This is a genomic window from Arthrobacter sp. THG-b23 (genome assembly GCF_059091265.1).
In genome coordinates this window covers 37,455-63,661 of sequence record NZ_JBNHGM010000002.1, presented here as the reverse complement: position 1 = coordinate 63,661, position 26,207 = coordinate 37,455, and the positions used below count along the sequence as shown (strand labels likewise).

Annotated in this window: 18 protein-coding genes and 2 tRNA genes; 9 read left to right on the top strand and 11 right to left on the bottom strand. The window is 68.9% G+C overall.

The genetic code is table 11. The features are described 5' to 3' along the window. Positions 1–351 precede the first annotated feature (351 nt). On the top strand, positions 352–1,215 hold the full coding sequence (locus AC5RVD_RS04025; RefSeq protein WP_494126091.1) for a winged helix-turn-helix domain-containing protein: 864 nt from the start codon (positions 352–354) through the stop codon (positions 1,213–1,215). Between the two features lie 25 nt (positions 1,216–1,240). Here the strand turns inward: AC5RVD_RS04025 and AC5RVD_RS04020 are convergent, their stop codons facing one another. Then, positions 1,241–2,689 (bottom strand): dihydrolipoyl dehydrogenase family protein, encoded by a 1,449-nt coding sequence (locus AC5RVD_RS04020; protein WP_494126090.1) that lies wholly within the window; start codon positions 2,687–2,689, stop codon positions 1,241–1,243. 57 nt (positions 2,690–2,746) lie between these two features. On the opposite strand from AC5RVD_RS04020, the gene AC5RVD_RS04015 reads away from it, so the two are divergent. Continuing rightward, positions 2,747–3,268: a SixA phosphatase family protein gene (locus AC5RVD_RS04015; protein WP_494126089.1), complete on the top strand. Its 522-nt coding sequence runs from the start codon at positions 2,747–2,749 to the stop codon at positions 3,266–3,268. Positions 3,269–3,365: 97 nt separating this feature from the next. On the opposite strand, the gene AC5RVD_RS04010 is transcribed toward AC5RVD_RS04015, so the two are convergent. The 4 genes from AC5RVD_RS04010 to AC5RVD_RS03995 all read right to left on the bottom strand — a co-directional run bounded on the left by AC5RVD_RS04010 (position 3,366) and on the right by AC5RVD_RS03995 (position 5,926). Beyond that, positions 3,366–4,454: an NAD(P)-dependent alcohol dehydrogenase gene (locus tag AC5RVD_RS04010; RefSeq protein WP_494126088.1), complete on the bottom strand. Its 1,089-nt coding sequence runs from the start codon at positions 4,452–4,454 to the stop codon at positions 3,366–3,368. A gap of 126 nt (positions 4,455–4,580) precedes the next feature. Further along, positions 4,581–5,471: an RNA polymerase sigma factor SigJ gene (gene sigJ, locus AC5RVD_RS04005; protein ID WP_494126087.1), complete on the bottom strand. Its 891-nt coding sequence runs from the start codon at positions 5,469–5,471 to the stop codon at positions 4,581–4,583. Continuing rightward, the gene (locus tag AC5RVD_RS04000) at positions 5,468–5,656 is read right to left on the bottom strand and encodes a carboxymuconolactone decarboxylase family protein (RefSeq protein WP_494126086.1); all 189 of its coding nucleotides are present in this window, start codon (positions 5,654–5,656) and stop codon (positions 5,468–5,470) included. Before AC5RVD_RS04000 ends, sigJ begins: the two co-directional genes overlap by 4 nt. 193 nt (positions 5,657–5,849) lie before the next feature. Then, positions 5,850–5,926, bottom strand: a tRNA-Arg gene (locus AC5RVD_RS03995). Between the two features lie 358 nt (positions 5,927–6,284). On the opposite strand from AC5RVD_RS03995, the gene AC5RVD_RS03990 reads away from it, so the two are divergent. After that, positions 6,285–8,123, top strand: a complete 1,839-nt coding sequence (locus AC5RVD_RS03990) for a phosphoenolpyruvate carboxykinase (GTP) (protein ID WP_494126085.1) — start codon at positions 6,285–6,287, stop codon at positions 8,121–8,123. Positions 8,124–8,374: 251 nt separating this feature from the next. Further along, a complete protein-coding gene (locus AC5RVD_RS03985) occupies positions 8,375–8,938 on the top strand; it encodes a hemerythrin domain-containing protein (protein ID WP_494111890.1) in 564 nt (187 codons plus the stop codon). A gap of 116 nt (positions 8,939–9,054) precedes the next feature. Here AC5RVD_RS03985 and AC5RVD_RS03980 read toward each other — a convergent pair whose 3' ends face one another. From AC5RVD_RS03980 to AC5RVD_RS03970, 3 genes are all read right to left on the bottom strand, one after another. Beyond that, entirely contained in the window at positions 9,055–9,504 is a 450-nt protein-coding gene (locus AC5RVD_RS03980) for an RrF2 family transcriptional regulator (RefSeq protein ID WP_494111891.1), read from the bottom strand. Positions 9,505–9,570: 66 nt separating this feature from the next. Next, on the bottom strand, positions 9,571–10,059 hold the full coding sequence (locus tag AC5RVD_RS03975; RefSeq protein ID WP_494126084.1) for a hypothetical protein: 489 nt from the start codon (positions 10,057–10,059) through the stop codon (positions 9,571–9,573). Beyond that, on the bottom strand, positions 10,056–11,534 hold the full coding sequence (locus AC5RVD_RS03970) for a phosphohexomutase domain-containing protein (protein WP_494126083.1): 1,479 nt from the start codon (positions 11,532–11,534) through the stop codon (positions 10,056–10,058). Before AC5RVD_RS03970 ends, AC5RVD_RS03975 begins: the two co-directional genes overlap by 4 nt. Before the next feature lie 70 nt (positions 11,535–11,604). Here AC5RVD_RS03970 and AC5RVD_RS03965 point away from each other — a divergent pair, with 70 nt between their 5' ends. The 4 genes from AC5RVD_RS03965 (at position 11,605) to AC5RVD_RS03950 (ending at position 17,277) form a co-directional block, all read left to right on the top strand. Further along, on the top strand, positions 11,605–13,794 hold the full coding sequence (locus tag AC5RVD_RS03965) for a RecQ family ATP-dependent DNA helicase (protein ID WP_494126082.1): 2,190 nt from the start codon (positions 11,605–11,607) through the stop codon (positions 13,792–13,794). Between the two features lie 84 nt (positions 13,795–13,878). Next, the gene (locus tag AC5RVD_RS03960) at positions 13,879–14,241 is read left to right on the top strand and encodes a PadR family transcriptional regulator (protein ID WP_494126081.1); all 363 of its coding nucleotides are present in this window, start codon (positions 13,879–13,881) and stop codon (positions 14,239–14,241) included. Next, positions 14,241–15,584: a permease prefix domain 1-containing protein gene (locus tag AC5RVD_RS03955; protein WP_494126080.1), complete on the top strand. Its 1,344-nt coding sequence runs from the start codon at positions 14,241–14,243 to the stop codon at positions 15,582–15,584. Before AC5RVD_RS03960 ends, AC5RVD_RS03955 begins: the two co-directional genes overlap by 1 nt. Positions 15,585–15,819: 235 nt before the next feature. Then, entirely contained in the window at positions 15,820–17,277 is a 1,458-nt protein-coding gene (locus tag AC5RVD_RS03950) for an FAD-dependent monooxygenase (protein ID WP_494126456.1), read from the top strand. A gap of 98 nt (positions 17,278–17,375) precedes the next feature. On the opposite strand, the gene AC5RVD_RS03945 is transcribed toward AC5RVD_RS03950, so the two are convergent. Together AC5RVD_RS03945 and AC5RVD_RS03940 are read right to left on the bottom strand one after the other, a co-directional pair. Continuing rightward, positions 17,376–17,464: transfer RNA gene (locus tag AC5RVD_RS03945), tRNA-Ser, on the bottom strand. Positions 17,465–17,529: 65 nt separating this feature from the next. Beyond that, a complete protein-coding gene (locus tag AC5RVD_RS03940) occupies positions 17,530–19,596 on the bottom strand; it encodes a prolyl oligopeptidase family serine peptidase (RefSeq protein ID WP_494126079.1) in 2,067 nt (688 codons plus the stop codon). A gap of 59 nt (positions 19,597–19,655) precedes the next feature. On the opposite strand from AC5RVD_RS03940, the gene AC5RVD_RS03935 reads away from it, so the two are divergent. Then, complete coding sequence (locus tag AC5RVD_RS03935; protein ID WP_494126078.1) at positions 19,656–21,659, top strand: FAD/NAD(P)-binding protein; 2,004 nt, start codon at positions 19,656–19,658, stop codon at positions 21,657–21,659. A gap of 119 nt (positions 21,660–21,778) precedes the next feature. Here the strand turns inward: AC5RVD_RS03935 and AC5RVD_RS03930 are convergent, their stop codons facing one another. Next, positions 21,779–26,197 carry an ExeM/NucH family extracellular endonuclease gene (locus tag AC5RVD_RS03930; RefSeq protein WP_494126077.1) on the bottom strand — a complete coding sequence of 1,473 codons (4,419 nt, stop codon included), beginning with the start codon at positions 26,195–26,197 and terminating at the stop codon, positions 21,779–21,781. Between the last annotated feature and the right edge of the window lie 10 nt (positions 26,198–26,207).

Below are 26,207 nucleotides of genomic sequence, written 5' to 3'. Positions count from 1 at the left end.
GGCCGGTCGTTGGTTGATATTTATGCACATCGATGGTGTGATGTGTGGCACAAAACCACTGCTTCTTCTCACTATGTGAGACAAGCAGGCTTATATTACTTGCACGTAAGCTTTGTTACGAGCAAACTCATGGTTGTGAACAACAACGCAACAGCATCTGCAGCCGCAGCCTTCAGTTACGGGACGTATCCCGGCGGACTGGCGGACTGTTGCCGAATGCAGGCCTAACTCACCACCCCTCGAGTTATTCAGGCAATTCATCTGTCCAATGGCGGGCACCAGAAACATCCCGTGCGGGCACACCCATGCATTCGCGCCGCGATGACGGCCATTTTCACACATGAGGTTCTAATGTCAGTTTCATCCGGATACGTCCACATCTCCGTCCGCAACGCCCAGAACCGGGCGGCCGCCGCCCAGCGGCAGGCAGCCGGACAGCACCCGCAGTTCGCCGGGCAGCCGGCTTACCCGGGGGACCAGCAGGCCTACCGCGTGTTGCGCGCTGTTCCCGGCCAGTTCGACGCCGCTGCCTCCAACCCGACCACTGCCCCGACCCCCGTGGTCACCCCCAATGGAATTCCAGGCCCGCAGGCGGTGTCGAATGACACTGTTGCCCGCGGGTTTGTTCTCTATGTGGGCTTGGACGAGGAGGCCGCCGCCGCCCAGGGAACCACGCTGAGCAAACTGGCTTCCCAGGTGCGCGCCTACGTGCAGTCGCTGGCTCCGGACGCCCAGACCCACGGGGCCGTGGCCCTGGCTCCGGCCGAGGCCCCGGGCGAAAACATTGACGTGGTGCGCCAGGCCTTGGGCGATCCGACCGTCAGCCGCCGTCCGCGGACCCCGGCCGTGGAGATCCAGCGGCAGCCGCAGCCGGCCTCGCACGCCAACCGCCCCAGCGGCGTCCTGATCGATCTTTCCCGCCGCGAGGTGCACCTGGACGGGGACACCCTGAACCTGACGTTCAAGGAATTCGAGCTGCTCAACTACCTCGTGGAGAACGCCACCCGCACCGTCGGCCGTGAAGAGCTGCTCTCCGGGCTGTGGAAGAACGCCGAGGAAGTTCCGAACGAACGCACCATCGACGTGCACATCCGCCGGCTCCGCTCCAAGCTGGGCCGCCTGGCCAACACGGTGCGCACCGTACGCGGCCAGGGCTACCGGTTCTACGAGCACCCGGAAGTAGTGGTGTGGGCCGCGCCGGAGTACTCCATCTAGGTTCTGCCTGCCTGCGCTGCCTCCGCTAGAGCCCGTATTCTTCGAGCAGGCGGAGCCAGACTTCGCTGATGGTGGGGTAGGAGGGCACTGCGTGCCAGAGGCGGTCCAGCGGGACCTGGCCTACGACGGCGATGGTCGCCGAGTGCAGCAATTCGCTGACGCCGGGCCCGGTGAACGTCGTGCCGACGACGACCTTGCGGTCCTCGTCCACCACCATCTGGGCCCAGCCCTGGTAGCCGTCGGCATACAGGGACGATCCGGCGACGGCGATCGGCAGCTCGGTGGCGGACACATTGAGCCCGCGATCCTTGGCCTGGCCTTCGGATAGGCCGACGACGGCGACCTCCGGATCGGTGAATATCACCGAGGGAACCGCCGCCTCGTCGGCAGTGCTGGCAAAGCGGCTCCACGGTTCCGGGTCGCCGTCCAGCTCGCCGGCTGCCCGGGCGGCTATGGCATCCCCGGTGGCCCGCGCCTGGTATTTACCTTGGTGCGTCAGCAAGGCCTTGCCGGCCGCGTCGCCCACCGCGTACAACCAGCCCCCGTCAACTCCGACGACGCGCCCGCTGGCGTCCACCTCCAGCCGCTTCGGATCCTGTCCCAGCTCCTCCAGGCCAAGTCCAGACAGGGCCGGCCGTCGTCCGGTGGAGACCAGCAGCTTGGCACCCGTGACGGTGTCAGCCGCACCCGTCTCCCCGTCGGCACCCGCAGCGGACAGGGTGAGGGTGACGCCGCCGTCGTGCGCATCCACCCGTGCCGCCGGCGTGTTAAGCCGGATCCGCACGCCATCGCGGCGCAGCCCGGCCTCCACCAGCCGCCGTGCGGGTTCGGGGACGTTCGTCAGCAGGTCCCCGCGTGCCACCAAGGTTACCTCGGTGCCCAACCGGGCGTACGCCTGCGCGAGCTCGCAGCCGGAGACACCGCCGCCCAGCACCAGCAGGCTCTCCGGGACCTCCCGGGCCGAGGTGGCTTCGCGGGTTCCCCAGTAGTCGACGCCGTCCAGCCCGTCGAGCGGCGGAACGTTCGGCGCGGAACCGGTGGCCAGCACGACGGCGTGCCGTGCGGTAATGCGGGTCTCGGTCCCGCCGTCGTCCGTGGTCACTTCGCGCGGACCGCTGAGCCGGGCGGTGCCGCGGACCAATTCGATGCCGGCGCCCTTGACCCACTCCACCTGCGAGGCGTCGTCCCAGCCGGAGGTGAACGAATCCCGGCGGGCCAGCACCGCCTCCGCCGCCAGGCCGCCGGTCACCGCCTGGGCCGCGCCCTTGACGCTGCGTGCGGCCTGCAGGGCCGTGCCGGGACGCAGCAGCGCCTTGGAGGGCATGCACGCCCAGTAGGAACACTCGCCGCCGACCAGCGCCGATTCCACCAGGATGGTCTTGAGCCCGCCGCGGGTGGTCCGCTCCGCCACGTTCTCACCGACCGCCCCTGCCCCGAGTACCACGACATCCGCTTCCAGCGTCCGCTCTGCCATGTCCCGAGCCTTGCACCGCGAGGAGGCGGAGGCAAGGGCCCGCACTACACTCGTGGTGTGAACGACCACCACCTGAAGAAGCTGATGATCATGCGCCACGCCAAGGCCGCGTGGCCGCTGGGCGTCGAGGACCACGAGCGCCCGTTGGCCCAGCGCGGCCACGACGAGGCGCCGCAGATCGGACGGTGGATGGTGGAGCACGATTGCATCCCGGACTTCATCCTGTGCTCGTCGGCACTGCGCACCCGCCAGACCTGCACCTGGGTGTGCAGCGAGCTGGGGGAGAAGGCGCCGACGCCCATGCTGTCCGACGAACTCTACGACGCGCCGGCCGTGCGGGTCCTGTCCGAAATCAACCAGCTGCCCGACACCATCACGTCCCTGCTGGTGGTGGCCCACATGCCGGCGGTGCAGGACCTGGCGATGCGGTTGGCGTCGGTGGATTCCGACGAGGAGGCCGTGGTGGACATGGCCACGCACTATCCGACGTCAGGCCTGACCGTGCTCCAGCACGGCAAGAGCTGGGCGGAGCTGGACGGGCGCGACGCCGCGGTCACCGATTTCGTGGTGCTGCGCTGACGCACATCCAGCGCGTGCCCGGGCGGTGGGCCCTGGCCCAAAGTTCAGCGGCCCGGACCGGCCACGGCCACGCCTGCCCGGGCGCGGACTCCGCCGGTCAGAAGAGAAGGATCGGTTTGATCGTGGAACCGTTGGCCGAGTCCTCGAATCCCTGGTTGATGTCGGCAAAGGAGTAGGTCTTGACCAGCTTGTCGTAGGGGAACCGTCCCTGCTTCCACAACTCGATCAGGCGCGGAATGAAGACCTGGTACACCGAGCTGCCCTGGACGTTCATTTTGAACGTCCATCCCTTGACCTGGGACTCGCCGATCTCGAACGGCGCCTCGGTGCCGAAGGTCGTGTTGCCCACGGCCACCAGCGTGCCGCGGAACGCCAGCGCCCGGGCAGCCTGGTTGAGCACCGCGGGCACGGAGGTGGTGTCGACGATGTAATCCACGCCCTCCCCGCCGGTGATGCGGTTCAGTTCCTCGCCCATGTCCGTCTTGGCGGAGTTGATGGTGTGGGTCGCGCCGAGTTCAAGCGCCGTCTCCAGGCGGTTGTCGTGCAAATCCACCGCGACCACCGTAGTGCAGCCGGCGATCTTGGCGGCCATGATCGCGGCCGAGCCGACCGCGCCCGCACCGATCACCGCCAGCGATGTCGCCGCCTCCGGCCGCAGATCGTTGAGCACGGCCCCGGCCCCGGTCTGCAGCCCGCAGCCCAGCGGGGCGAGCATCTCCAGCGGAACCTCGGGATCCACCTTGACCACGCAGCGCTCCAGCACGTTCGCATAGGACGCGAAGGACGACTGGCCGAAAAAGTGCGAGGCCACGGATTCCCCCTCGGCCGAGAGCGCGGTGCGGCGGCCACTGAGATTGATGGCGATGTAGTGCTCGCAGTACGCCATCTCCCCGCGGCGGCACTGCTTGCACGTACCGCACGATGCCGGCGCCATCACCACGTGGTCACCGACCGCGACGCTCGTCACCGCGGTTCCCACACCGTCCACGACACCGGCGCCCTCGTGACCGAGCACCGCCGGCCACTGGAGGGGATAAGCCCCATCGCGGGCGGTCGAATCCGTGTGACAGATACCGGTGGCGACCATGCGGACCCTCACCTCATCGGGCCGAAGCTCGGCGAGCTCCAGCTCTTCAACTGAAAGCGGTGCGCCCGTCTCGCGCACGACGGCGGCGGTGACCTTCATGGGTACTCCTCCTAAATCCGGGACCAACTCATAACAGGCACACACACGACCGCGCGGATGCCTGTTTCAACCGTCTCATGCCCGCTGGTTCGGCCGGCAGTGATGACCGCCACGAGGTCAGTACAGCTAGATGCTGATGCGGCCAAGCTTGTCCGGGTTCCGGATGAGGAAGATTTCCCGGACCAAGCCCTCATCGATCCGGAAGCCCGCGACCGTGTCCACCGCGCCGTCCGCGTCCACGGCCACCAACCCGGGCAGGCCGTTGACGTCGGCGACGTGCAGCTGGAAGGGGGCGTCCGGCTTGCTGGTGATGCCGAGCAGGAAGCGCAGCACCTTCTCGACCCCGAAGATGGGCCGCAGCGCCGCGGACTTCTGGCCGCCGCCGTCGCTGGTCAGTACGACGTCGGGAGCCAGCAGGCCCAGCAGCGGCTCGATGGCCCCGGTCTTGGCCGCGTGCAGGAACTGTTCGGTGATCCGCCGGTGCAGAGCCGGATCCACCTGGTTCCGGGCCTGCCGGCTGGCGACGTGGTCACGGGCGCGCGACATCAGTTGCCGTACCGCCGCGGGCGAGCGGCCCAGCGTCCGGGCGATCTCCGGTGCCGGGTAGCCGAAGACCTCGCCCAGGATGTAGGCCGCACGTTCCAAGGGGGAGAGCTGCTCCAGGACCACCAGCATGGCCAGCGAGACATCGTCGGCCAGCACGGCGGCGTCGTCCGGCGCCGGAGGAGTCGGGGCACCCGGCAGGGAGCTGACCGGCTCGGGCAACCACGGCCCGACGTAATTCTCGCGGCGGCGTTGCTGGGCGCGGATCTGGTTCAGCGCCAGATTGGTCACCGTCCGCAGGAGAAAGGCGCGCGGCTCCCGGACGTGGTCCGGCGGCACGTCGGAGAACCGCAGCCACGCCTCCTGCAGGACGTCCTCGGCGTCGGCGGCACTGCCCAGGAGGCGGTACGCAGCCCCGAAGAGGAGCCCGCGGTGCTGCTGGAACACGGCCAGGTTTGCCTGGGTCGTCGTCATCTCAAACCTCCTACGCTGCAGGTTCCCGTGAAGCCCTGGCTGGCCGGGCCCAACGCGGCGTTAACCCTTGACCGCAGGTTTTCCACCGCAACCAGATAGGTCAGCTCCGCCAGCTGGGCCGGGTCCAGATGCTGCTTCAGCCTATCCCCAAGGTCATCCGCGACGGCGGGCGGGGTTGCGGTCATGGCCTCCGCGTAACCGAGCACATCGCGTTCCAGCTGAGTGTAGACGGTAACCGGGTGCCCGCTCGGCGACACTGCGGAAGCAGCGGGTGTGACAGGAGGCGCAAAGAGACGTCCGGGCCGGGAAACCGGCGGGCCTCGGCACATTGGCGGCAAAGAAAAATGCAGCCCGGTCGGTGACCGGACTGCATTTCGTTGGTGCGCCCAGAGGGATTCGAACCCCCGGCCTTCTGTTCCGTAGACAGACGCTCTATCCAGCTGAGCTATGGGCGCTTGGCCTCGCGGCCGGATACAACTGTAGCGTGTTTGCCGGACAGTCGCCAAATCGAGGGAGCCCCGCCCGCTTCGGCCCCGGAATCCCGCGCATCCCGGCTCATGGAGGTCGGGCCTCATCCTTGAGGACGGCCTGCCGGGCTTGCGAAGTCGGTGTGACGGACCCATCAAAGGACACATGAACTAGACCGGTCTATATGACCTTAATCACACCTGTGGGCCTTGACACGTAGAAAAAGCCCGGAATTCCGGGCCGATCCTATCCGGCCCGGGTAAATCCGCTTTTTCGGCAGCCAGCTGGTCTAGCCATCGACCCATAGCATCTAGAAACACCACTGGCCCAGGAAAGGGATGAGTCATGGGCGATATCACGCGTCAGCCGGTTCTTGAGGAAACACTTATGGATGCCCCAACTACACACGCAAAGCTTCTGGCCTGGGTTGCCGAAGTTTCAGAGCTGACGCAGCCCGACTCCGTGTATTGGGTGGACGGCTCCGAAGAGGAGTACGCGCGCCTGACCGACCAGCTGGTCGAGGCCGGCACGCTTAAGCGGCTGAACCCGGAGCTGTTCCCGAACTCTTTCGTCGGCTTCTCCGACCCGAAGGACGTCGCCCGGGTCGAAGAGCGGACGTTCATCTGCTCCGAGAAGGAGGCAGACGCAGGGTTCACCAACAACTGGATGGACCCCGCCGAGATGAAGTCGATCCTCACGGAGCGCTTCGCCGGCAGCATGCGCGGACGCACCATGTACGTGATCCCCTTTGTCATGGGGCCCCTGGACGCGGAGCAGCCGCAGTACGGCGTGGAAATCACCGACTCGGCCTACGTGGTCGCCTCCATGCGCATCATGGCCCGGATCGGCACCGACGTGCTGCGCAAGATGGAGGCCGAGGACGCCTTCTTCGTCCCGGCGCTGCATTCCCTTGGCGCCCCGCTGGAGCCCGGTGAGGCCGACGTGGTCTGGCCGTGCAACGAGGAGAAGTGGATCGTGCACTTCCCCGAAGAGCGGTCCATTTGGTCCTACGGCTCGGGCTACGGCGGCAACGCGCTGCTGGGCAAGAAGTGCTACGCCCTGCGCATCGCCTCGGTCATCGCCCGCGACGAAGGCTGGCTGGCCGAGCACATGCTGATCCTCAAGCTCACCAGCCCGCAGGGCAAGGCGTACAACATTGCGGCCGCCTTCCCCTCGGCCTGCGGCAAGACCAACCTGGCGCTGCTGGATCCGACCATCGACGGTTGGAAGGCCGAAACCCTCGGCGACGACATCAACTGGATGCGCATCGGCAAGGAGGGTGAACTGCGCGGCGTGAACCCGGAGTACGGCCTGTTCGGCGTCGCACCGGGCACCGGCTGGAGCACCAACCCCAACGCCATGCGCGCCATCGCCAAGGGCAACTCCATCTTCACCAACGTGGCCCTGACCGACGACGGCGGCGTCTGGTGGGAGGGCATGACCGACGAAGTGCCGGATCACCTGATCGATTGGGAGGGCAACGACTGGACGCCGGGGTCCGGCCGGCCGGCGGCCCACCCGAACTCCCGCTTCTGCACGCCGATCTCGCAGATCGACATGCTGGCCCAGGAGTACTACAGCCCGGACGGTGTGGAGATCCACGCGATCCTCTTCGGCGGCCGCCGCAAGACCACCATCCCGCTGGCTACCCAGGCCCGCTCCTGGACCAACGGCATCTTCATGGGCTCCACCCTGTCGTCCGAGACCACCGCGGCAGCCTCCGGCGCCGTCGGTGTGGTCCGCCGCGACCCGATGGCCATGCTTCCGTTCATCGGCTACAACGCCGGCGACTACCTCAAGCACTGGGGCACCATCGAGGGCAAGGCCAACCCGAACCGCCTGCCCAAGGTTTTCCTGGTCAACTGGTTCCGCCGCACTGCCGACGGCGGCTTCGCTTGGCCCGGCTTCGGGGAGAACTCCCGCGTGCTCAAGTGGGCCATCGAACGCATCGAGGGCACCGCGGACGCCACGGAAACCCCGATCGGTTACATCCCGACCGGCGATTCGATCGACCTGACCGGGTTGGACATGACCCGAGAGCAGGTGGAAGAAGCCGTCAAGGTGGATCCGGAGGAGTGGAAGGAAGAGCTCAAGGGCATCGAGGACTGGTACGCACAGTTCGGCGATTCCCTGCCCGAGGAACTGGATGCCGAACTCAAGCAGCTCCAGGTTCGCTTCGCCTGATTGACTGAAGGAGGGACGCCACCACAGGCTCCCGACATGAGGCCCCCGCGCAGCTGCGCGGGGGCCCCATCCGCTTAACGGCCAATCTTCGGCCCCGCATGGCCCGGTCGGCATCCGGTCTAGACCGGCGGCCTCGATTTCGCGCTCCCGAACCCCGAAAGCGCTTCGGATCGTGGATTCGGGTGCCGCTCATTGGTATGTTGAGGCCTCCCACGCACGCTCAGGAGCAACGACCCAAAGGAGGGCGTTCCATGGCCGATACTCAGGGCGGGGATGTCATCGATATCCTCACGACCGATCACCGCGAAATGATCGAACTGCTCAGCCAGATCGAGCAGACCGCCGACCCCGGCCAGCGCCGGGACCTGGCCGATACCGTCATTGCCGAGGTTATGCGCCACGCCGTCGCCGAAGAGATGCTTGTCTACCCCGTGATTGAAGAACACGTGCCGAACGGCAAGGAAGAGGTTGAGCACGACAAGAAGGAGCACGACGAGATCGTCCGGCTCATGAAGCGGATGGAGGACGTCGACTCTTCCGATCCGACCTTCATGGAGCTGGTCAGGGAACTGGCAGGACAGCTGCGCCACCACGCGAACGACGAAGAAACGGATCAGTTCCCGAAGCTGCGCGCACACATTCCCCAGGACAAGCTCGTCGATCTGGGTCAAAAGGTCCAGAGCGCCAAGAAGGTCGCGCCGACCAGGCCCCATCCCAGCGCCCCGCACTCCGAGCTGTTCCACAAGACCGTGGGACCCGGCGTCGGCATGGTGGACCGGTTGCGCGACAAGCTCTCCGGACGCCAAACCGGCTGAGGCGACCCGGGACAAGGGCGGGCCGGCGGGCGGGCCACTCCACCTGAACACCGGCCGGCGGTTCCCGGAGATCACCGGCCGCCGCGGTAGTCAAAGGTGGCGTGGCCCGGCGTGCATCACGCCGGGCGGCGCGTGAGCAACGCCAGAAAGACGGGCTCCATCTGCGACTGGTGCGGCATCGCAGACACGACGAGGGGATCCAGTTCGCGGTAAAAGGCCTCGCGGGCCCGGCGCAGCGCTCCACGCAACGCACAGTTGTTGTTCATCGGGCAATCCCCGCTGGGCGACTCGCAATCCACCAGGTCCTCCCGCCCGTCGAGGGTCCGCAGCAGTCCGCCCACCGTCGCCAGCCGTCCGGCAGGGCTGATCCGGATGCCGCCGGAGCGACCGCGCACCGCCTCGACCAGTCCGAGCGAGCGCAGCTTCAGCACCGCCTTGCTGACGTGGTTGTAGGGGGTGCCCACGCCATCGGCGATGGCTTGTGTGGTCATCAATTCGCCTTCCGGCGCCGCCGAAAGCAGCATCAGTGCACGCAGGCACACGTCGGAGAAGGCATTGATACGCATGCTGCCTATTTTAGTGGCCTGCCCGGACCGGAATTGGCCACGGTGCGCCGGGAACGGTCCGGCCGGTCAGTCCCGGGGCGGCTCGGCTCCGTCGTCGGGTTCCTGATCGGGCCACACGAGGCGTTCCTGCGGGTCCACGAAGGGGTCCGGGTAGCTCCAGGTGCCGTCGTCGTCGTGATGGTAGGGCTGGATGGCCGAGACTGCGATGCCGGCCGAGTGCTCCACGGCAATCTGGATCGCGTCGGCGTCCTCTTCGGGCAAGAAGATGTCGCTGATGACGGCGATGGCCCGGAAATCGGCGCGATCCTTGCGCAGGGTGGCGTACAGGTCCTCAATCATGCCGTCCACGTTGACCTCGGCGGCCTCGGCGTCCAGGTCATCGGGGGAGACGACCACGAGCCGCAGACCGCCGTCGTGCGTGGTGACCAGGGCCGCGGGCAGGAACGCCCCATGCTCGGTCAACTGTTCCTGCGCCACCCCGAGCCCCGTTCCGAACAGGGTGTCGATATCGGACAGTATCTCCGCGGGGATCCCGTCCCGCCAGGAGGCACTCATGCTGCTTCCCGGACGCGGGCCAGGACGTGGCCGCGGAGGGTGTCGAGGAGGCCGGGGTTGGTGGCTTCGGCGTTCAGCCGCAGGAAGGGTTCGGTGTTGGAGGGGCGCAGGTTGAACCACCAGGAGCCGTCGTCGGCGATCACGGTGGTGCCGTCGAGCCGGTCCACGCCTACCACGGTGCCCGCGTAGGCGGCCGGGCAGCTGTCGGCGGTGGTGTCGGTTCCGGCCGCGGCGGGGTTGGACGCGAGGGCGGGGGCGAAGTCGGCCAGCACGCGGGCGATGGCGGCGTCCTTGTCTTCGACCTGGGAGTTCAGTTCGCCGGTTGCATGGTACGGGTCGTATTCGGCGGCCAGAGCGGACAGCGGCGACTCCTGCTCGCCGAGGGCGGCGAGCACGTGCATGGCGGCGAGCATGCCGGTGTCGGCGTTGTAGAAGTCGCGGAAGTAGTAGTGCGCGGAGTGTTCGCCGCCGAACACGGCCTTCTCCTCGGCCATGTGCGCCTTGATGAACGAGTGCCCCACCCTGGTGCGCACCGAGCGTCCGCCGGCGGCGGTGATGGTTTCAGGCACCGCGCGGGAGGTGATCAGGTTGTGGATCACCGCCGGGCTTTCTTCGCCGGCGGCGCGGGCGCGGGCGATTTCCCGCCGGGCGACCAGCGCCGTGATCGCCGAGGGGGAGACCGCCGCCCCGGTGTCATCGATCACGAAGCACCGGTCGGCGTCGCCGTCGAAGGCCAGGCCGATGTCCGCCCCGTGCTCGATGACCGCGGCCTGCAGGTCCACCAGGTTTTCCGGTTCCAAGGGGTTGGCCGGATGGTTGGGGAAGGTTCCGTCCAGCTCGAAATACAGCGGCACGATCTTCAGCGGCAGCGCCGGCAGCAGGGTGTCGCCCAGCACGGCGGGGGTGGTCATGCCGGCCATGCCGTTCCCGGCGTCCACCACTACCTTCAGCGGACGGATGCCGGCCAGGTCCACCAGGGAGCGCAGGTAGGAGGCGTAACCGGCCAGCACGTTGGTTTCGCTGATGGTCCCGGGTTCGGTGCCGTCGGGGATGCCGGTCTCGAGGTACTTCTGCGCCAGGTCGCGGATGTCGAACATGCCGGTATCGGAGGAGACCGGAACCGCCCCGGGCTTGGCCATCTTCAGGCCGTTGTACTGCGCGGGGTTGTGGCTGGCGGTGAACACCACCCCTGCGGCGTCCAGGGATCCGCAGGCGTAGTAGAGCTCGTCGGTGGAGATCAGCCCCAGCATGCGGATATTGGCCCCGCGGCCGGCCGCACCGTGGGCGAACGCGGCGGCGAACTCCGGCGAGGACGGACGCATGTCTCCGCCCACCAGCACGGTCTGCCCGGCCAGGGACAACACGTCCACGAACGCGGCACCGGTCGCCTCGACGGTCGCCGCCGTAATGGTTTCGCCCACGATCCCGCGGACGTCGTAGGCCTTGAAGGACAGGCCGAGATCTATGCTGCTCACTTCACCAGCTTATAAGGGGCCGCTGTGGAAAAGGGCCAGGTTGTCGGCAGCGGCTGCAATACTGGGCAGCATGGCTGAGCTGATCGACGGGACAATGGACGCGGCGACGACGGGAACGGCGGGGCCGGGGCAGGACGACGGCGGGCTGCGCGGGGAGGCCACCGCGTTGCTTCGTGCCCTGGTGGGCAATGACACAGCCGAGTTCCACGAGGGCCAGTTCGAGGCGGTCGAGGCGCTGGTCTCCGGCGGCCGCCGGGCGCTGGTGGTGCAGCGTACCGGTTGGGGAAAGTCGGCGGTGTACTTCGTGGCGAGCCTGCTGCTGCGCCGCCGCGGCGCCGGCCCCACCCTGATCGTCTCGCCGCTGCTCGCGCTCATGCGGGACCAGGTGGCGGCGGCCGAACGCGCGGGTGTGCGGGCCGCGGCGATCAACTCGGCGAACCAGCTGGAATGGGGCCAGGTCCAGGAGCAGCTGGCCGCCAACACGGTGGACGTGCTGTTGGTCTCGCCCGAGCGGCTGAACAATCCGCGCTTCCGCGACGAACAGCTTCCGCAGCTGGTGCAAAGCTCGGGCCTGCTGGTGGTCGACGAGGCGCACTGCATTTCCGACTGGGGCCACGATTTCCGCCCGGACTACCGGCGGATCCGGGACCTGATCGCCCAGCTGCCCGACCGGGTCCCGGTGCTGGCCACCACGGCCACCGCCAATTCCCGCGTGGTCCACGACATCGAGGAGCAACTCGGCGTGCAGTCTGCCAGCGGGCACGACGGCGGAGTGCTCACCATCAGGGGGCCGCTCGCCCGTGCCTCCCTGCGGTTGGGAGTGCTCCGCCTGGCCAGCCCGCGCGCCCGGCTCGGATGGCTGCTCACGCACCTGGACGACCTGCCCGGCAGCGGAATCATCTACGCCCTCACGGTTTCCGCCGCCGAGGACACTGCCCGGCTGCTTCGGGAGGCCGGCCACGAAGTGGTCGCCTACACCGGTCGCACCGACCCGGCCGAGCGGGAACAGGCGGAGGCGGCGCTGAAGGAGAACCGGGTCAAGGCGCTGGTGGCCACCAGCGCCCTCGGCATGGGCTTCGACAAGCCGGACCTGGGCTTTGTGGTGCACCTGGGTGCGCCGAGTTCCCCGGTCGCCTACTACCAGCAGGTGGGGCGCGCGGGCCGCGGAACTCCGAACGCTGACGTACTGCTCCTGCCGGGTACCGAAGACCGGGACATCTGGGAGTACTTTGCCACGGCGTCGATGCCCAACGAGGGGACGGCCACGGCCGTGCTGCGGGAGCTCGCCGCCCCGGGGACGGTGCTGTCCACGGCGGCGCTGGAGACACTGGTGAACCTGAAACGGTCCCCGCTGGAACTCTTGCTGAAGGTCCTGTCCGTGGACGGCGCGGTGCGCAAGGTCAGCGGCGGCTGGGAGGGAACGGGCCAGCCCTGGAGCTACGACGCCGAGCGCTACGGGCGCATTTCGCATGCCCGGGTGGCCGAGCAGAACGCCATGCTGGACTACGAGAACACCTCCGGCTGCCGGATGGAATTCCTGGCCAAGGCCCTGGATGATCCCGCCGCGGCGCCCTGCGGGCGCTGCGACAACTGCGCCGGACCGTGGTACTCGGACATCATCGCGGCCGAGGCCACCGAAAGCGCGGGCGCGGCCCTGCAGCGTGCCGGCGTCGAACTGGAGCCACGGGCCATGTGGCCCAGCGGCATGAACAAACTGGGCGTGCCGGTCAAGGGAAAGATTTCGCCGGCTGAGATCAATGGCAGCGGCCGGGCCCTGGCGCGCCTGACGGACCTGGGCTGGGGCGGAAAGCTGCGCGAAGTCTTCTCGGACGGGGCGCCGGACCGCGAAGTGGATCCTGCCATGTTGCAGGCCTGCGTCCAGGTCCTGGCGCAATGGGGTTGGGCGCAGCGCCCGGTCGGCATCGTCAGCGTTCCCTCGCGCAGCAGGCCGCTGCTGGTACAGTCGCTGGCCCGCGGGCTGTCCGAGATCGGCAGGCTGCCGTACCTGGGCGAGCTCGCTGTCCCGCACGGCGGACCCCGCAGTGGTCCCGGCGGCAACAGCGCCTTCCGGCTGGCCGACGTGTGGGACCAGTTCCAGGTCCCGGAGGGCGGGGAAGCCTGGTTGGCGGAGAACCGCGGCCCCGTGCTGCTGGTCGACGACGTCGCCGACAGCCGCTGGACCCTCACCGTGGCCGGACGCGCTCTCCGCCTGGCCGGGGCAGAAGCGGTCCTGCCCTTCGTCCTGGCCCTCAAGGCCTGAGCTTCCCGCCGGCTCCGCGGACAAGCACCTGATACCTAGAACTGCTAGGGTTATACCTTGCAGATCTAGGTATGAGGAGGCCCGGTGCGCATTGATAAGGACCTGGTCGCCGCTTCGGCCACCCCGCTGGTGCTGGGGATATTGTCGGAGGGCGAACTGTACGGCTACGCCATCAGCAAACGCGTGAGCGAACTGTCCGACGGGGGGCTGGAGTGGACGGACGGCATGCTCTATCCGCTGCTGCACCGACTCGAGCGGTTCGGGTATGTGTCGTCCTCGTGGGGTCTCTCGGAGGCCGGGCGGCGGCGCAAACACTACGCGATCACGGACCAAGGCCGCGAGGTGCTCGCCGAGCGGCAGCAACAGTGGACGGTTGTCGCCGAGACGCTGCGGCGGGTGTGGCAGGCGGTGCCGCCGCCCGCCGCCCCGGTCGAAGGGTGGGCCTGATGGAACCCCATGCCGAGTTGGAAGCACAGATAGACCGGTGGCGCGGGTACGTCCGGCGGCGCCAGGCGATCTCACCCGCGGACCTCGATGAACTGGAGGACCACCTGCGCGGACAAATCGCCGACCGGCAGGCCTCAGGGCTGGACGACGAGGAGGCTTTCCTCGTCGCGATCAAGCGCCTGGGCAACCTGGATGCGGTCTCGCGCGAGTTTGCCCGCGAGCACTCCGACCGGTTGTGGAAGCAACTGGTGCTCGTCCCGCAGGACTCCGACACCGCAGCGCCGCCGTGGCGGGAGCTTGCTGTGGTCCTCGCGCTCGCCGTTGGGGCAGGGGTGGCCGTCAAGGCAGGCACCGTGTGGCTCGACGACGCGGTCCTGGCGCGAAACCTGGGCCTCCTCGTCTTCCCGTTCCTTGCCGCGTATTTTGCCTGGAAACGCAGATTGGCGGTGTCCATGGTGGCGGCGCTGCTCGTCCCATTTGCCGCGCTGGCGGTGCTCCTCAATGCCTATCCGTTCGCGGTCGCCGGTTCCACCGAGGTGCTCGCCGTGCTGCACGCCCCGGTCGTACTGTGGCTGCTGGCGGGCGTGGCGTACGTTGGCGGCAGGTGGCGGGACCACAACCGTCGCATGGACTTTGTCCGGTTCACCGGGGAACTCGCGATCTACTTCACGCTGCTGGCCCTCGGCGGGGCTGTGCTGATTGGGCTCACTTTCGGGGCGCTGCAGGCTGTGGGTGTCGACTTCGAGCCGGCGATGGAGGCCTGGATACTGCCGTTCGCCGTTCCGGGTGCGCTGGTCGTAGCAGCCTGGCTGGTCGAGGCCAAGCAGAACGTGGTCGAGAACATCGCCCCGGTGCTCACCCGCGTCTTCACGCCCCTGACCATCGTGATGCTGCTGGCGCTGCTGGCGGTGCTCACGGCGGCCGGCGGCCTCGTGGACGTCGACCGGGGGCTGCTCATCCTCATGAACGCGATCCTCGTGCTCGTCCTGGCCCTGCTGCTGTACGCGATCTCCGCCCGCGAGGCGCTGGCGCCGCCGGGCCTGTTCGACGGCCTGCAATTGGTCCTCGTCGCTGCCGCGGTCGCGGTCGACGCGGTCATGCTGACGGCGATGCTGACCCGGATCGCCGAATTCGGTACCAGCCCCAACAAGGTCGCCGCGCTCGGCCTGAACCTGCTGCTGTTGGTGCACCTCGTGTGGGCAGCGTGGCTTACCATCGGGTTCCTGCGCGGGCGGCGCCCCTTCGCAGCGCTTGAGCGCTGGCAGACGGGGTACCTGCCGGTCTATGGGGCCTGGGCCGTCGTCGTCGTCGTGGTCTTCCCGCCGGTCTTCGGCTTCGCCTGACGTGCGGGGCCGGCGGCGGGCGGCGCGGCGGGCCCGGAAACACGGGGGTTGCCTCATCGGCTGAGCCGGCCGGACGACAGCCGTGCCTCCTGTGCCTGCTGACACTTCACGGCCCTCGCCACTTCCAATGTAGCGCGTCCCGGGGGGCTTGCCGCAAGGCCCCCGTCATGCCCCAAAATGGCTCGGACGTGCCCGAAGGAGGCGCACGGAACGGCCCGGAGAGGCGGGGGTTGTGATGGTCGAGGTGATCGTCGCCGGCGGCGGCCCGACGGGGATGATGCTGGCCGGTGAGCTGGCGCTGGCGGGCGTGGATGCGGCCATCGTGGAGCGCCGCCCGACGCCCGAGCTGGTGGGCTCGCGTGCGGGCGGCTTCCACTCGCGGACCATCGAGATCCTCGATCAGCGCGGGATCGCCGACCGGTTCCTCGCCGAGGGCCAGCCCGTCCAGGCCGCGTTCTTCGGCAGCACAAGGCTGGACTTGGGCGACTTTCCCACCCGGCACCCCTACACGCTCGGCCTGTGGCAAAACCATATCGAGCGGATCCTGGCCGGCTGGATCGAGGAGCTGGGGGTGCCGGTCCATCGCGGGGTCGGAGTGGCCGGCTTCGCCCAGCACGACGGCGGCCTCGACGTGCAGCTCGCCGGCGGCGGAAAGATGCGCGCGCTGTACCTGGTCGGCGCCGACGGCGGACGAAGCGCTGTCCGGAAGGCGGCCGGCATCGGGTTCCCCGGCTGGGACGCGACGAAAAGCAGCCTGATCGCCGAAGTGGAGGTAACCGAGGAGACGCCGGCTGGCATGCGCATCGACGAGGTGGGGGTCCACGGGCTGCACGTGATGGAGGACGGGCGGACGGTGCGGGTGGTCGTGACCGAGAAGCAACTGGGGCCGCCGACCGAGCCCACGCTGGCGGACCTCGGCAAGGCGCTGTCCGAGGTCTACGGCACCGATTTCGGGGTCCACGCTCCGACCTGGATCTCGCGGTTCACCGACGCCACCCGGCAGGCCGCGGCCTACCGCAGCGGCCGGGTGCTGCTGGCCGGGGACGCCGCGCACATCCATGCCCCCTCGGGCGGGCAGGGAATCGGGCTCGGCATCCAAGACGCCGTGAACCTCGGCTGGAAGCTCGCCCTGGTGGTCAGGGGCATCGCGCCGGACGGCCTGCTGGACACCTATCACGCCGAGCGGCACCCCGCCGGGGCCCGCGCCCTCAAGCACACCATGGCGCAGTCGCTCATGCAGCGGGCCGACCCGCGCATCGGCGCGTTGGCCGACACGGTGGCCGGCCTGCTGACGATCGACGAGGCCCGGAAGCGGCTGGGCGGACTCATCTCCGGCCTGGACGTCCGCTACGACCTCGGCGAGGGGCATCCCCTGCTTGGGCGCCGCATGCCCGATCTCGACATCGTCACCGCCCACGGCCCGCTGCGGGTGTTCACGCTCCTGCACGAAGCCCGCGGGGTGCTGCTCAACCTCGGCGTTCCGGGCAGCATCGGGCCGGGGATGTGGGCGGACCGGGTGCAGCTGGTGGACGCCACGTACGACGGCGGGTGGGAGCTTCCGGTGATCGGTTCGGTCAACGCCCCTGCGGCGGTGTTGATCCGGCCCGACGGGCATGTGGCGTGGACGGGAGACGGGACTCAGCGTGGGCTGGAGGAAGCGCTGGCCCGCTGGTTCGGGCCTGCGCGGCATTAAACACGCCCCGCGATGTGGACGCGGACAGGCCCACGGACGCGGTGACGCCGAGGAAGGGGAGACGCAAAAACTCCCCCGGTTTCCCGGGGGAGTTGACGCGGAGACGGGGGGATTTGAACCCCCGGTCGAGTTTAACCCCGACCCTTCATTAGCAGTGAAGTCCATTCGGCCGCTCTGGCACGTCTCCATACGCTATTGCTAGCCACACAAGACTACCCAGAATCCGGGGCCAAGAGCAAAACCGCGAACGGGCTAGCCGGCCAGCGCGCGCCACAGGAACGCGTGCGAGAGTGCCTGCAACCGGGCCGTCTGCTTGTTGTCGCTGGCGCCGGCGTGGCCGCCCTCGAGGGCTTCGTGGAACCAGACGTTCCGGACCCCGAGTTCCTGCATCCGCGCGGCCATTTTCCGGCCCTGCACCGGGCCCACCCGGTCGTCCGAGGTGGCGGTCCAGATGAGCGCGTCGGGGTACTCGGTGCCCGGCTGGAGCAGGTGGTAGGGCGAGAACGTGCGGATGAACTCCCACTGCGCCGGGTCCTCGGGGTCCCCGTACTCCGCAATCCAGGAGTAGCCGGCGGAGAGTTTGGTGTAGCGGGCCATGTCCAGCAGCGGCACCCCGCATGACACCGCGCCGAAGAGGTGCGGGTAGCTCGTCAGCATGTTTCCCACCAGCAGGCCGCCGTTCGACCCACCGGCGCAGCCCAACCGCTCCCGGCGGGTGACCCCGCGGTCCGTCAGGTCCTGCGCCACCGCGGCGAAGTCCTCATAGGCGCGGTGCCGGTTGGCCTGCAGCGCCGCCCGGTGCCAGCCCGGGCCGTACTCACCGCCGCCGCGGATGTTGGCCACCACGTACACGCCGCCGCGGCCGTCCGGGGTGCGCTGTTCCAGCCACGCCCGTCCCACCGTGCCGCTGTAGCCGGGGGTCCTGGCCACTTCGAACCCGCCGTAACCCGAGAGCAGCACCGGGTTGCCGCCGTCGTGCTCAAGATCCTTGGGGCCCACCTGGAAGTAGGGGACCTGCGTGCCGTCCTTGGACGTGGCGAAGTGCTGCTGGACCTCGTAGGCGGAGGCGTCAAAGTACGACGGCGATGCCTTGACTTCCAGCGCCGGCCCGCCGATGGTGCCGCGCGAGAGGGTTGACGGCGTGAGGTAGCCGGTGGCCACCAGCCAGTAGTCGTCGGATTCGTCGTCGTCGACTCCGGAAGCATCCACTGCGTGCAGCGGCGGGCAGTCCCGGAGTTCGGCGGCGGCCCACTGCGCGGCGGGATCCAGCACCAGGATCCGGGACGAGACGTCCTGCAGCAGGTTGAGCAGCAGGTAGTTCCTGGTCCAGCTCCAGGACTGCAGTGAGGTCGCCGCATCGGGGGCGAAGAGGACCTGCAGGGAACGGTCGCCGGCCAGGAACGCCTCCAGATCGGCGGCGAGCAGGGAGCCGGCCGGGTGGACGGTGCCGTCCAGCTCCCAGTCGCCACGCGGCCGCAGCAGCAGCCACTGGCGGTGGAGATCCACGTTCACGTCGGTGGGAACGTCGATGGGCAGCCACTCGCCGTCGCGCCGCAGGTAGGTGCGGTAGTTGAAGAAATCGATCACGTCCACCGCCACGTCACGTTCGAAGCCGGGGGTGGAGTCGTGTCCCACCTGGGCCAGCATGTGGTCCCGGGGGACGTCGAAGTATTCGGTGGCAGCCTCCGGAGCCTGGCCGCGGCGCAGGATGCGGCTGGTCCGCGGGTAGGAGGAAGTAGTCAGGGAGCCGGGGCCGAAGTCGGTGCCCAGCAGGATGCGGTCCTCGTCCAGCCAGGAGACGTAGCTCTTGGCCACCGGAATGTCGAAGCCGCCGGGCACGAAGGCGCGGTCCTCGACGTCGAACTCGCGCAGCCGAACCGCGTCGCCGCCGTCGGGGGAGAGCCGCAGCATGGCGCGCCGGTAGCTGGTGCCGTCGGCCGGACGCAGGAAGGAAGAGCCGGCATAGACCCAGTCGACGCCCTCCGCAGCGGCCAGCGCATCAACGTCCAGCAGCACCTCCCAGTCCGGGGAATCGGTCAGGTAGCTCTCCCAGCTGGTGCGGCGCAGCAGGCCGCGGGGGTTGGCCTTGTCGCGCCAGAAGTTGTAGTAGTGGGGCCCGCGCTTGGTGACGGCCGGGATCCGGTCCTCCGCGTCCAGGACCTCCAGGATGCCCGCTTCCAGCGCCGTGAACGAGTCGTCCACGAGCTTGGCCTCGGTGCGTTGGTTCTGTGCCTTCACCCACTCCAGTGGCTTGGCGCCGTAGATGTCCTCGAGCCAGATGAACTCGTCCTGGGGCAGATGCTGGGTGTCCTGGGCCATGGACCCATCCTAGGCATGCCGCCACGGGGAGGCGGTTGCCAGCCCGTAGGCTAGACGGCATGGACAATCCGGGCAGTTACCGTGTGGCGATCGTGGGCGCCGGCCCTCGGGGCACCTCCGTGCTGGAGCGGCTGCTGTCCAACCACCGGGCACACGGCGGGGCGCCGCTGCGGATCCACCTGATCGATCCCTACCCGCCCGGCGCCGGGCATGTCTGGCAGCCGGGCCAGTCCCGGTTGTTCCTGATGAACACGCCCTGCCTGTTCCCCACGGTGGTGCCCGCTCCGGAAACGGGGCAGGTTGGCCCCGATCCGGTGGCGGGAATGACCTTCGAGGCCTGGCGCTCCGCCGTGGCGGCCGGCGGCCTTCCCGAGGTGCCGCAGGCGGACCGCGACGAAGCGGCGGCGCTGGGGCCGGCCGATTTTCCCAGCCGGGCGCTCTACGGCCGCTACCTGACCTGGACCTTCGCGCAGCTGGCCGCCCGGACCGGGGCGGACGTCTCCCTCACCGTTCATCCGGCGGAAGCAACCGGTCTCACCGAGCACGACGGCGAATGGCAGCTGGAGCTGACCGACGGTGCCACCGTGGCGGCGGACGCCGTGGTGCTGGCCCTGGGCCACGTCCCCGCTGCGCTGAATCCGGAGCAGCAACAGCTTCAGGATGCCGCGGCCCGGCACGGCCTGAACTACCTGCCGCCCAATGTGCCGGCCGACGTGGACTGGGACCGGCTCCCGCCCGGCCGCACGGTGCTGGTGCGCGGCATGGGTCTGAACTTTTTCGACCTGATGGTGCAGGTCACCGAGGGCCGCGGCGGGCGGTTCCTCCCGGCGACGGACACCGAGCCGTTGCGCTACGTCCCTTCGGGTCAGGAACCGCGGCTGGTGGCCGGCTCCCGGCGCGGCACGCCGTACCGGGCGAAGGCCAGGATCGCCACGTATATTCCGGCCGGTGTGGAGCTGCGGCATTTCACCACGCAGGCGGCCCGTCTGTACGCCGAAGCCGGCGTGCAGCCCGGCTTCGACCACGACCTGTGGCCGATGCTGCACCGCGACGTCTACTGGGCCTACTACTCCACGCTCGCCCGGGTGGAACCGGAGTGCCTGAGCGTGCCACCGGAGGAGCTGCTGGCCGGACTGGGGCAGCTGCTGGCGGAGAAAGCCGAACCGGGCAGCCGCACCCTGCAGATGCGGGCGGGGGCCTACCTCTCCGAACGGGTCGCCGGGCACAGGCTGCTGGATGTGGAGGCCCTGGCGAAGCCGTTCAACGGGCGCAAGTTCGCCTCCGCCGCGGACTACCAGCAGGCGGTGCTGGACTATCTGGACGCCGATGCGGAGGGCTCTGCCCGCGGTACCGACGATCCGCTCAAGATGGCCATCGGGGCGCTCAACGCCGGGCGGTCGCTGCTGAAGAAGATCGTGGCCGACGGCGGCATTACGGAGGAATCCTGGCTGGCCGAACTGCGCGGCTGGTTCGAACCGCTGGTCGAAGGGCTGGCCAGCGGGCCGCCGGCCCAGCGCATCGAGCAGCTGGCCGCCCTGGCACGGGCCGGCATCGTCCGGTTCGCCGGGCCGGAACCGGTTTACGAGGTGGACCCGGACAGCGGCCGGTTCCGGGTGACGTCTCCGTGGGTCGACGGCGCCGAGTACACCGGCGCCTACCTGGTGGAGGCGATGATGCCGGCCAACCGGGTGGCCCACAACCGGTCTCCGCTGCTGCGACGGATGCTCGAGGACGGCTTGGTCCGGCCGAAGCTGATGATCGGGCCCAACGGACAGCCGGTGACAGCGTCGGGCCTGGACGTGACCCTGCCGCCCTACCGTCCGCTGAACCGGAACGGCCAGCCGGCCCGGAGCCTGTATGTGATCGGACTGCAGCTGTCCTCGGTCCAGTGGGGCACGTCGATCGCCGCCGAGGCCGGGGCGCCGGGCAACACCGGCGGCCGCACGCTGCAGGATGCGGACCGAATAGCGCGCGCCATCCTGGCCGCAGCAGACAACAGGAGCATGGCCGGCCCCGCGCAGGCGGGCACCGACGTCGTCGCCAGCGGGGTTCCGGGGTACTGACCCGGCCCTGGACGCGCGCAGGCCCTCCCCGGTTGGGGGAGGGCCTACGCCGTGGCTTCTAACGGGCGTTGCCGGCGCGTCGGCCGCTCTCCGGCAGGGGAGGGCCCACGCCGTGGTTCCTAACGGGCGTTGCCGCCTTCCTTGTCCTTGCCGATGTCCAGGCCCACGATGATCGGGTCGTGGTCGCTGGCCCGGTAGGGATCCGGCGCATAGAAGTCGGTGGCGTTGTAGTTGTACCGGCTGTACTCCAGCGCGATCGACTCCACAGAGTTGATGTTCCAGATGTCGGCACCCTTGACCTTCGCGTCCGCGGCGGGCGAGGCGAAGATGTAGTCCAGCGAGCCGACCATGCCGCCGCCGAAGCTGTAGCTGTGCTTGCCGGTCTTGGCGCCCTGGTCGACGTACCCGGCGTCGGTCAGGACCTTGATCGGGTCCTCCTTCGCGTAGGCGTTGAAGTCGCCGGTCAGCAGCACCTTGTTGGTCCGGAACTGCTCCTGCAGCCGATCCGCGAACTCCACCAGGGAGTGCGCCTGCGCGGTGCGGGCTGCGTTCCAGGCGCCTTGGCCGTGGTCGGCGTTCTCGCCCGAGCTGGGCCCCGAACCCTTGGACTTGAAGTGGTTGGCGATCACGATGAAGGTATCCGAGGGGCCGTTCTTGGCCTTGAACGCCTGGGCCAGCGGCTTGCGGGCGTTGGCGAAGGCCTCGGTGTCGTTGTGGATCACCGACTCTTGGACCGTCTTCACCTCGTCCTTCTTGTAGATGAAGGCCGTGCGGATGAAGTCCTCATCCGCCAGCGCCGGCAGCTCCTCCGGGGACCGGACGTAGTCCCAGCCGCCGTGCTGCGGCCCCTTGCCCGAATGCTTGCCGTCGTGGCGAGTATCGCCCAGCCCTTCGTTCAGTGCGTCGGTCAGCGTGGCGAGGGCGGCGTCGCGGTCCTTGCCGAACTGGGCGGAGTTCTCGATCTCTTCCAGCGCCACGATGTCCGCGTCCAGCGCATTAATGGCCGCCACGATCTTGGCCTGCTGGCGTTCCAGGTTCTCCGCGTCCCAGGCACCGCGGGCATCGCAGTTGCGGGCCGTGATCGGGTTGCCGTCGCGGTCCAGGTAGGCCCTGCAGTCCGCCAGTTGGTCACCCGTGGTGGTGAAGTAGTTCAGCACGTTGAACGACGCGACCTTCACGTCCCCGCGCACCTTCTCCGGGGAGGCGGTGCGGGTGTTCTGGAACGACGCCGGCTGGACGGTCCCGGCGTTCTCCACCGTCAGGTGGCCCAGCGGCTGGAACCGCCACAGGTTGAAGCGGTAGTCCAGCACCACGTTGGTGGTGAACTCGGCGGGGGACCCCACCCGGACCGGATCGTCGGCGGAGAGGTAGGGCAGCGGGATGTCCTTGTTGGCGTCGGCGCCAAGGTAGTTGACGCTTGAGCCGTCGTCCAGGGTGACGGCCAGGGCGGCGTTCTTCTCGGTTTCGGCCCAGAACGCGTCCGAACCGTAGGTCCCGACGGCGGTGGGCTGCACCAGCGGGGAGTTCCCGGCGGCCAGGCCGATTTCGCCGTACTGGTTCAGGGCGTAGTTGTCGGTGACGGTGAAGCCGCCCTGGGGGGCCAGCAGCATGCCCTCGAACTTCTCGCGCTCCTCGTCGGTGGCGGGCCAACCGATGGCGGCCGCCTTCGGGGCCGCGGCCGCCTCGGTGAGCAGTTTCAGTCCGTCGGCGGCCACCGTGAGCTCGGTCAGCCCGTGGAACTCGCTGACCTTGCCCGTGACCTCCACGAAGTCGCCGGCCTCCACCTGGCCGACGGTGGCCGGGGAGTAGACGAAGACGGCATCGGACGCCGTCCGGGCTGCCACGTCGGTGTCGCCGCCGGTGCCTTCCGTCTGGATGTAGTAGCCGTCAAAGCCGCCCGTGGCGTAGGCGGCGGTGACCACGCCCCGGGTGGCCACGGTCTGGCCGGCCAGCGGGGACTGCATGCCGGTGCCTTGGATCTCGGCGATGGCCACGGACCGCGGCTGCGGATCGGGATCGCCGCCGCCGTCACCCCCGCCGGTGCCCTGCGGGGTGAGGTCTTCGCTGAGGCTGAAGTCCGCGGAATTGTTGTCGGTGTCCGTTCCGTCGGCGCGGTTCAGCGACCGGACGTCCTGGTTGTTGTCCGGCGCCCGGGCCGCCTCGGTTTCAAAGGTGTTCGAGGTGCCGTAGCCCAACAGGTCCACCACGTTGGCGCGGTCGACGACCGAGCCGGTGCCCAGGTCCGCCACCGCACCGGCCTGGTTCGACAGCACGAGGGTTCCTCTCGTGCCGGACGGGGCCATGCCGGTCACGAGGTCCGGTTCCGGCAGTTCTTCGCCGTTGCTGCCGTTGGAGTTGGCCTGCACCAGGTAGTGTCCGCCGGCCTTGATGCTGCCGGACAGCTCTGCCACGGCACTGGGGTTTCCGCTGCCGGTGGCCGAGCGGTACTGCAGCGACCAGCCGTCGAGGCTGATGTCGGCGTCCGTGGGGTTGTACAGCTCAACGAACTTGTTCCGGTAGGCCGCGCCGGCGCTGCCGCCGGACAGGTAGGCCTCGTTGATGACCACATGATCGCCGCCGGTGCCCCCGCTGATCGGGGCAGTGGGTAGCCGGAAGGTGGTTCCGGACGCGTCTGCGGTCAGTTGGAAGTAGCCGCCGTCCAGCGCGGACGGTGCGGTGAACTCAATGGAGGCAGCGCCGTCGGCCGCCGGGAAGGTGCCCAGCGCGGTGCTGGTGCCCGCGGCATCGACGTAGGCGAGCGACACCGAAGTAGTCGCCGGGGCGCCCAGCGACGTGAGGTCCAGCTTGGCTGCCTGCACGCTGACCTTTTGGCCGGGACTGACGGATTCCGGCGCGCCCGTGAGCTGCACGCTGCGGCGTGCGAAGTCCGGGGAGAGCGGGCTGTTGCCCCGGAGGTAGGCGATCCACGCGTCGCGGTCCACCAGGCCCGAGTCGCGGGCGTCCGTCCCGTCGTTGAAAATGTGGAAGTTGTCGCCGCCCTGGGCCAGGAAGCTGAAGGTGCCCACGCGGTAGCCGCGTTCCCGGTCTAGCGGTTCGCCGTTGACCCAGACGCCGGTGATGCGCTCGCCCTCGGGCAGGGCCGGGTCGTAGGTGTAGTTGACGTTCTTGCTCAGGCCAAGCTGCAGGTAGGCGCGGCTCGGCACGTCGCCGGCGGCGGTGCGCTGCCACTGCTGCTCCAGCATGGCTTCGACCTGCGCGCCGGTCAGGGTGGTGGTCCACAGGTTGTTCAGGAAGGGCAGCACCGCGTTGGCCTCGGCGTAGGTGACCGTGCCGTCGGGTGCGTAATAGAGCTCGTTGCGCAGGCCGCCGGGGTTCACCACGCCGATTTCCGCGCCGCCGCGTTCGGCGGAAGACAGCGATGCCAGCAGCGAGTCGGCGACCAGGTTGCCCAGCGTCGATTCGGAGGCGCGGTCGTCCCGGTCCGGCTCCGTGCCGGCATCCGGCCCGTCGGGCAGGAACGCGGTGGTGATGTCGGCGGTGACGGAGCCGACGGGCTGGGCGCCGATCTCCGCGGCGTGCTCGAGTGCGGCCTGGACGATCGTTGACACCTCGGCCACCCGCGGGTACGCCGCCACCAGGTCACCGTCCGCGGTCTTGGTGCGCGGCACCACGGCCCCGGTGTGCGCCACGACCTCGTCCGTCCCGGCGTCATAGCTCAGCTGCACCTGGCCGATGTTCTCGCCGTAAGAGCCGGCCTGCACCACGGGCCGGGTCTTGCCCTCCGCGCCCGGGACCGGGGCGTCGAAGCTGTAGGCCTGGTGGGTGTGGCCGTTGAAGATGACGTCCACGTCCGGGCTGGTCTCGTTAACGATCCGGTTGAACACGGCGCTGGCGCCTGCCGCGCCGCCCAGATCGGTGTTGCTGTTCGCTCCCTCGTGGAAGGACGCGATGATGACGTCGGCTTCGTCGCCTTCGCCGTCGGTCAGCTGGGCCGCGACCCGGTTGACGGCGTCCACCGGATCGCCGAACTCCAGCTCCGCGATTCCGCCCGGGGACACCAGCGAGGAGGTCTCCTCGGTGACCACTCCGACCACGCCGATGCTCACGCCGTTGACCGTGGCCAGCTCATACTCGGGCAGGGCCGGCTCCGTGGTGCCGGCCCGGTACACGTTGGCCCCCAGTTGCGGGTAGTCGGACGCGGCGGCCACGCGGTCGGCCAGGTCGGCGAAGCCGCCGTCGAACTCGTGGTTGCCCACCGCCGTCGTCGCCAATTCCAGGGCGTTGAGCACATCGATGGTCGGCCGGTCCTGCTGCGTGGAGGACGCGAAGACGGAGGCGCCGATGTTGTCGCCGGCGGAGGTGAACAGCGTCCCCTCGGGGTTCTGCGCGCGGAGCTGCTCCACCGTGCCGGCGAACTTGACCGTGTTCGCGTCGATCCGCCCGTGGAAATCGTTGATGCTCAGCAGGTTCAGCTCGACCGGATCGGCCGCGTGCGCAGGCAACGCGGCGAAAGGCGCCGCCACCAAGCCTGCCGTCAGGACCGCAGCCAGCGCGGTCCTCGGTGATGAAGTAGCCATGTGGCCCTAT

Coding starts and splice junctions, on each gene's coding strand:
- AC5RVD_RS03950 (WP_494126456.1), top strand. CDS start 15,820: ATGGTCGAGGTGATCGTCGCCGGCGGCGGCCCGACGGGGATGATGCTG.
- AC5RVD_RS03980 (WP_494111891.1), bottom strand. CDS start 9,504: ATGCGTATCAATGCCTTCTCCGACGTGTGCCTGCGTGCACTGATGCTG.
- AC5RVD_RS03940 (WP_494126079.1), bottom strand. CDS start 19,596: ATGGCCCAGGACACCCAGCATCTGCCCCAGGACGAGTTCATCTGGCTC.
- AC5RVD_RS03935 (WP_494126078.1), top strand. CDS start 19,656: ATGGACAATCCGGGCAGTTACCGTGTGGCGATCGTGGGCGCCGGCCCT.
- AC5RVD_RS04025 (WP_494126091.1), top strand. CDS start 352: ATGTCAGTTTCATCCGGATACGTCCACATCTCCGTCCGCAACGCCCAG.
- AC5RVD_RS03975 (WP_494126084.1), bottom strand. CDS start 10,059: ATGAGTGCCTCCTGGCGGGACGGGATCCCCGCGGAGATACTGTCCGAT.
- AC5RVD_RS04000 (WP_494126086.1), bottom strand. CDS start 5,656: ATGACCGCAACCCCGCCCGCCGTCGCGGATGACCTTGGGGATAGGCTG.
- AC5RVD_RS03955 (WP_494126080.1), top strand. CDS start 14,241: ATGGAACCCCATGCCGAGTTGGAAGCACAGATAGACCGGTGGCGCGGG.
- AC5RVD_RS04010 (WP_494126088.1), bottom strand. CDS start 4,454: ATGAAGGTCACCGCCGCCGTCGTGCGCGAGACGGGCGCACCGCTTTCA.
- AC5RVD_RS03985 (WP_494111890.1), top strand. CDS start 8,375: ATGGCCGATACTCAGGGCGGGGATGTCATCGATATCCTCACGACCGAT.
- AC5RVD_RS03990 (WP_494126085.1), top strand. CDS start 6,285: ATGGGCGATATCACGCGTCAGCCGGTTCTTGAGGAAACACTTATGGAT.
- AC5RVD_RS04020 (WP_494126090.1), bottom strand. CDS start 2,689: ATGGCAGAGCGGACGCTGGAAGCGGATGTCGTGGTACTCGGGGCAGGG.
- sigJ (WP_494126087.1), bottom strand. CDS start 5,471: ATGACGACGACCCAGGCAAACCTGGCCGTGTTCCAGCAGCACCGCGGG.
- AC5RVD_RS03965 (WP_494126082.1), top strand. CDS start 11,605: ATGGCTGAGCTGATCGACGGGACAATGGACGCGGCGACGACGGGAACG.
- AC5RVD_RS03930 (WP_494126077.1), bottom strand. CDS start 26,197: ATGGCTACTTCATCACCGAGGACCGCGCTGGCTGCGGTCCTGACGGCA.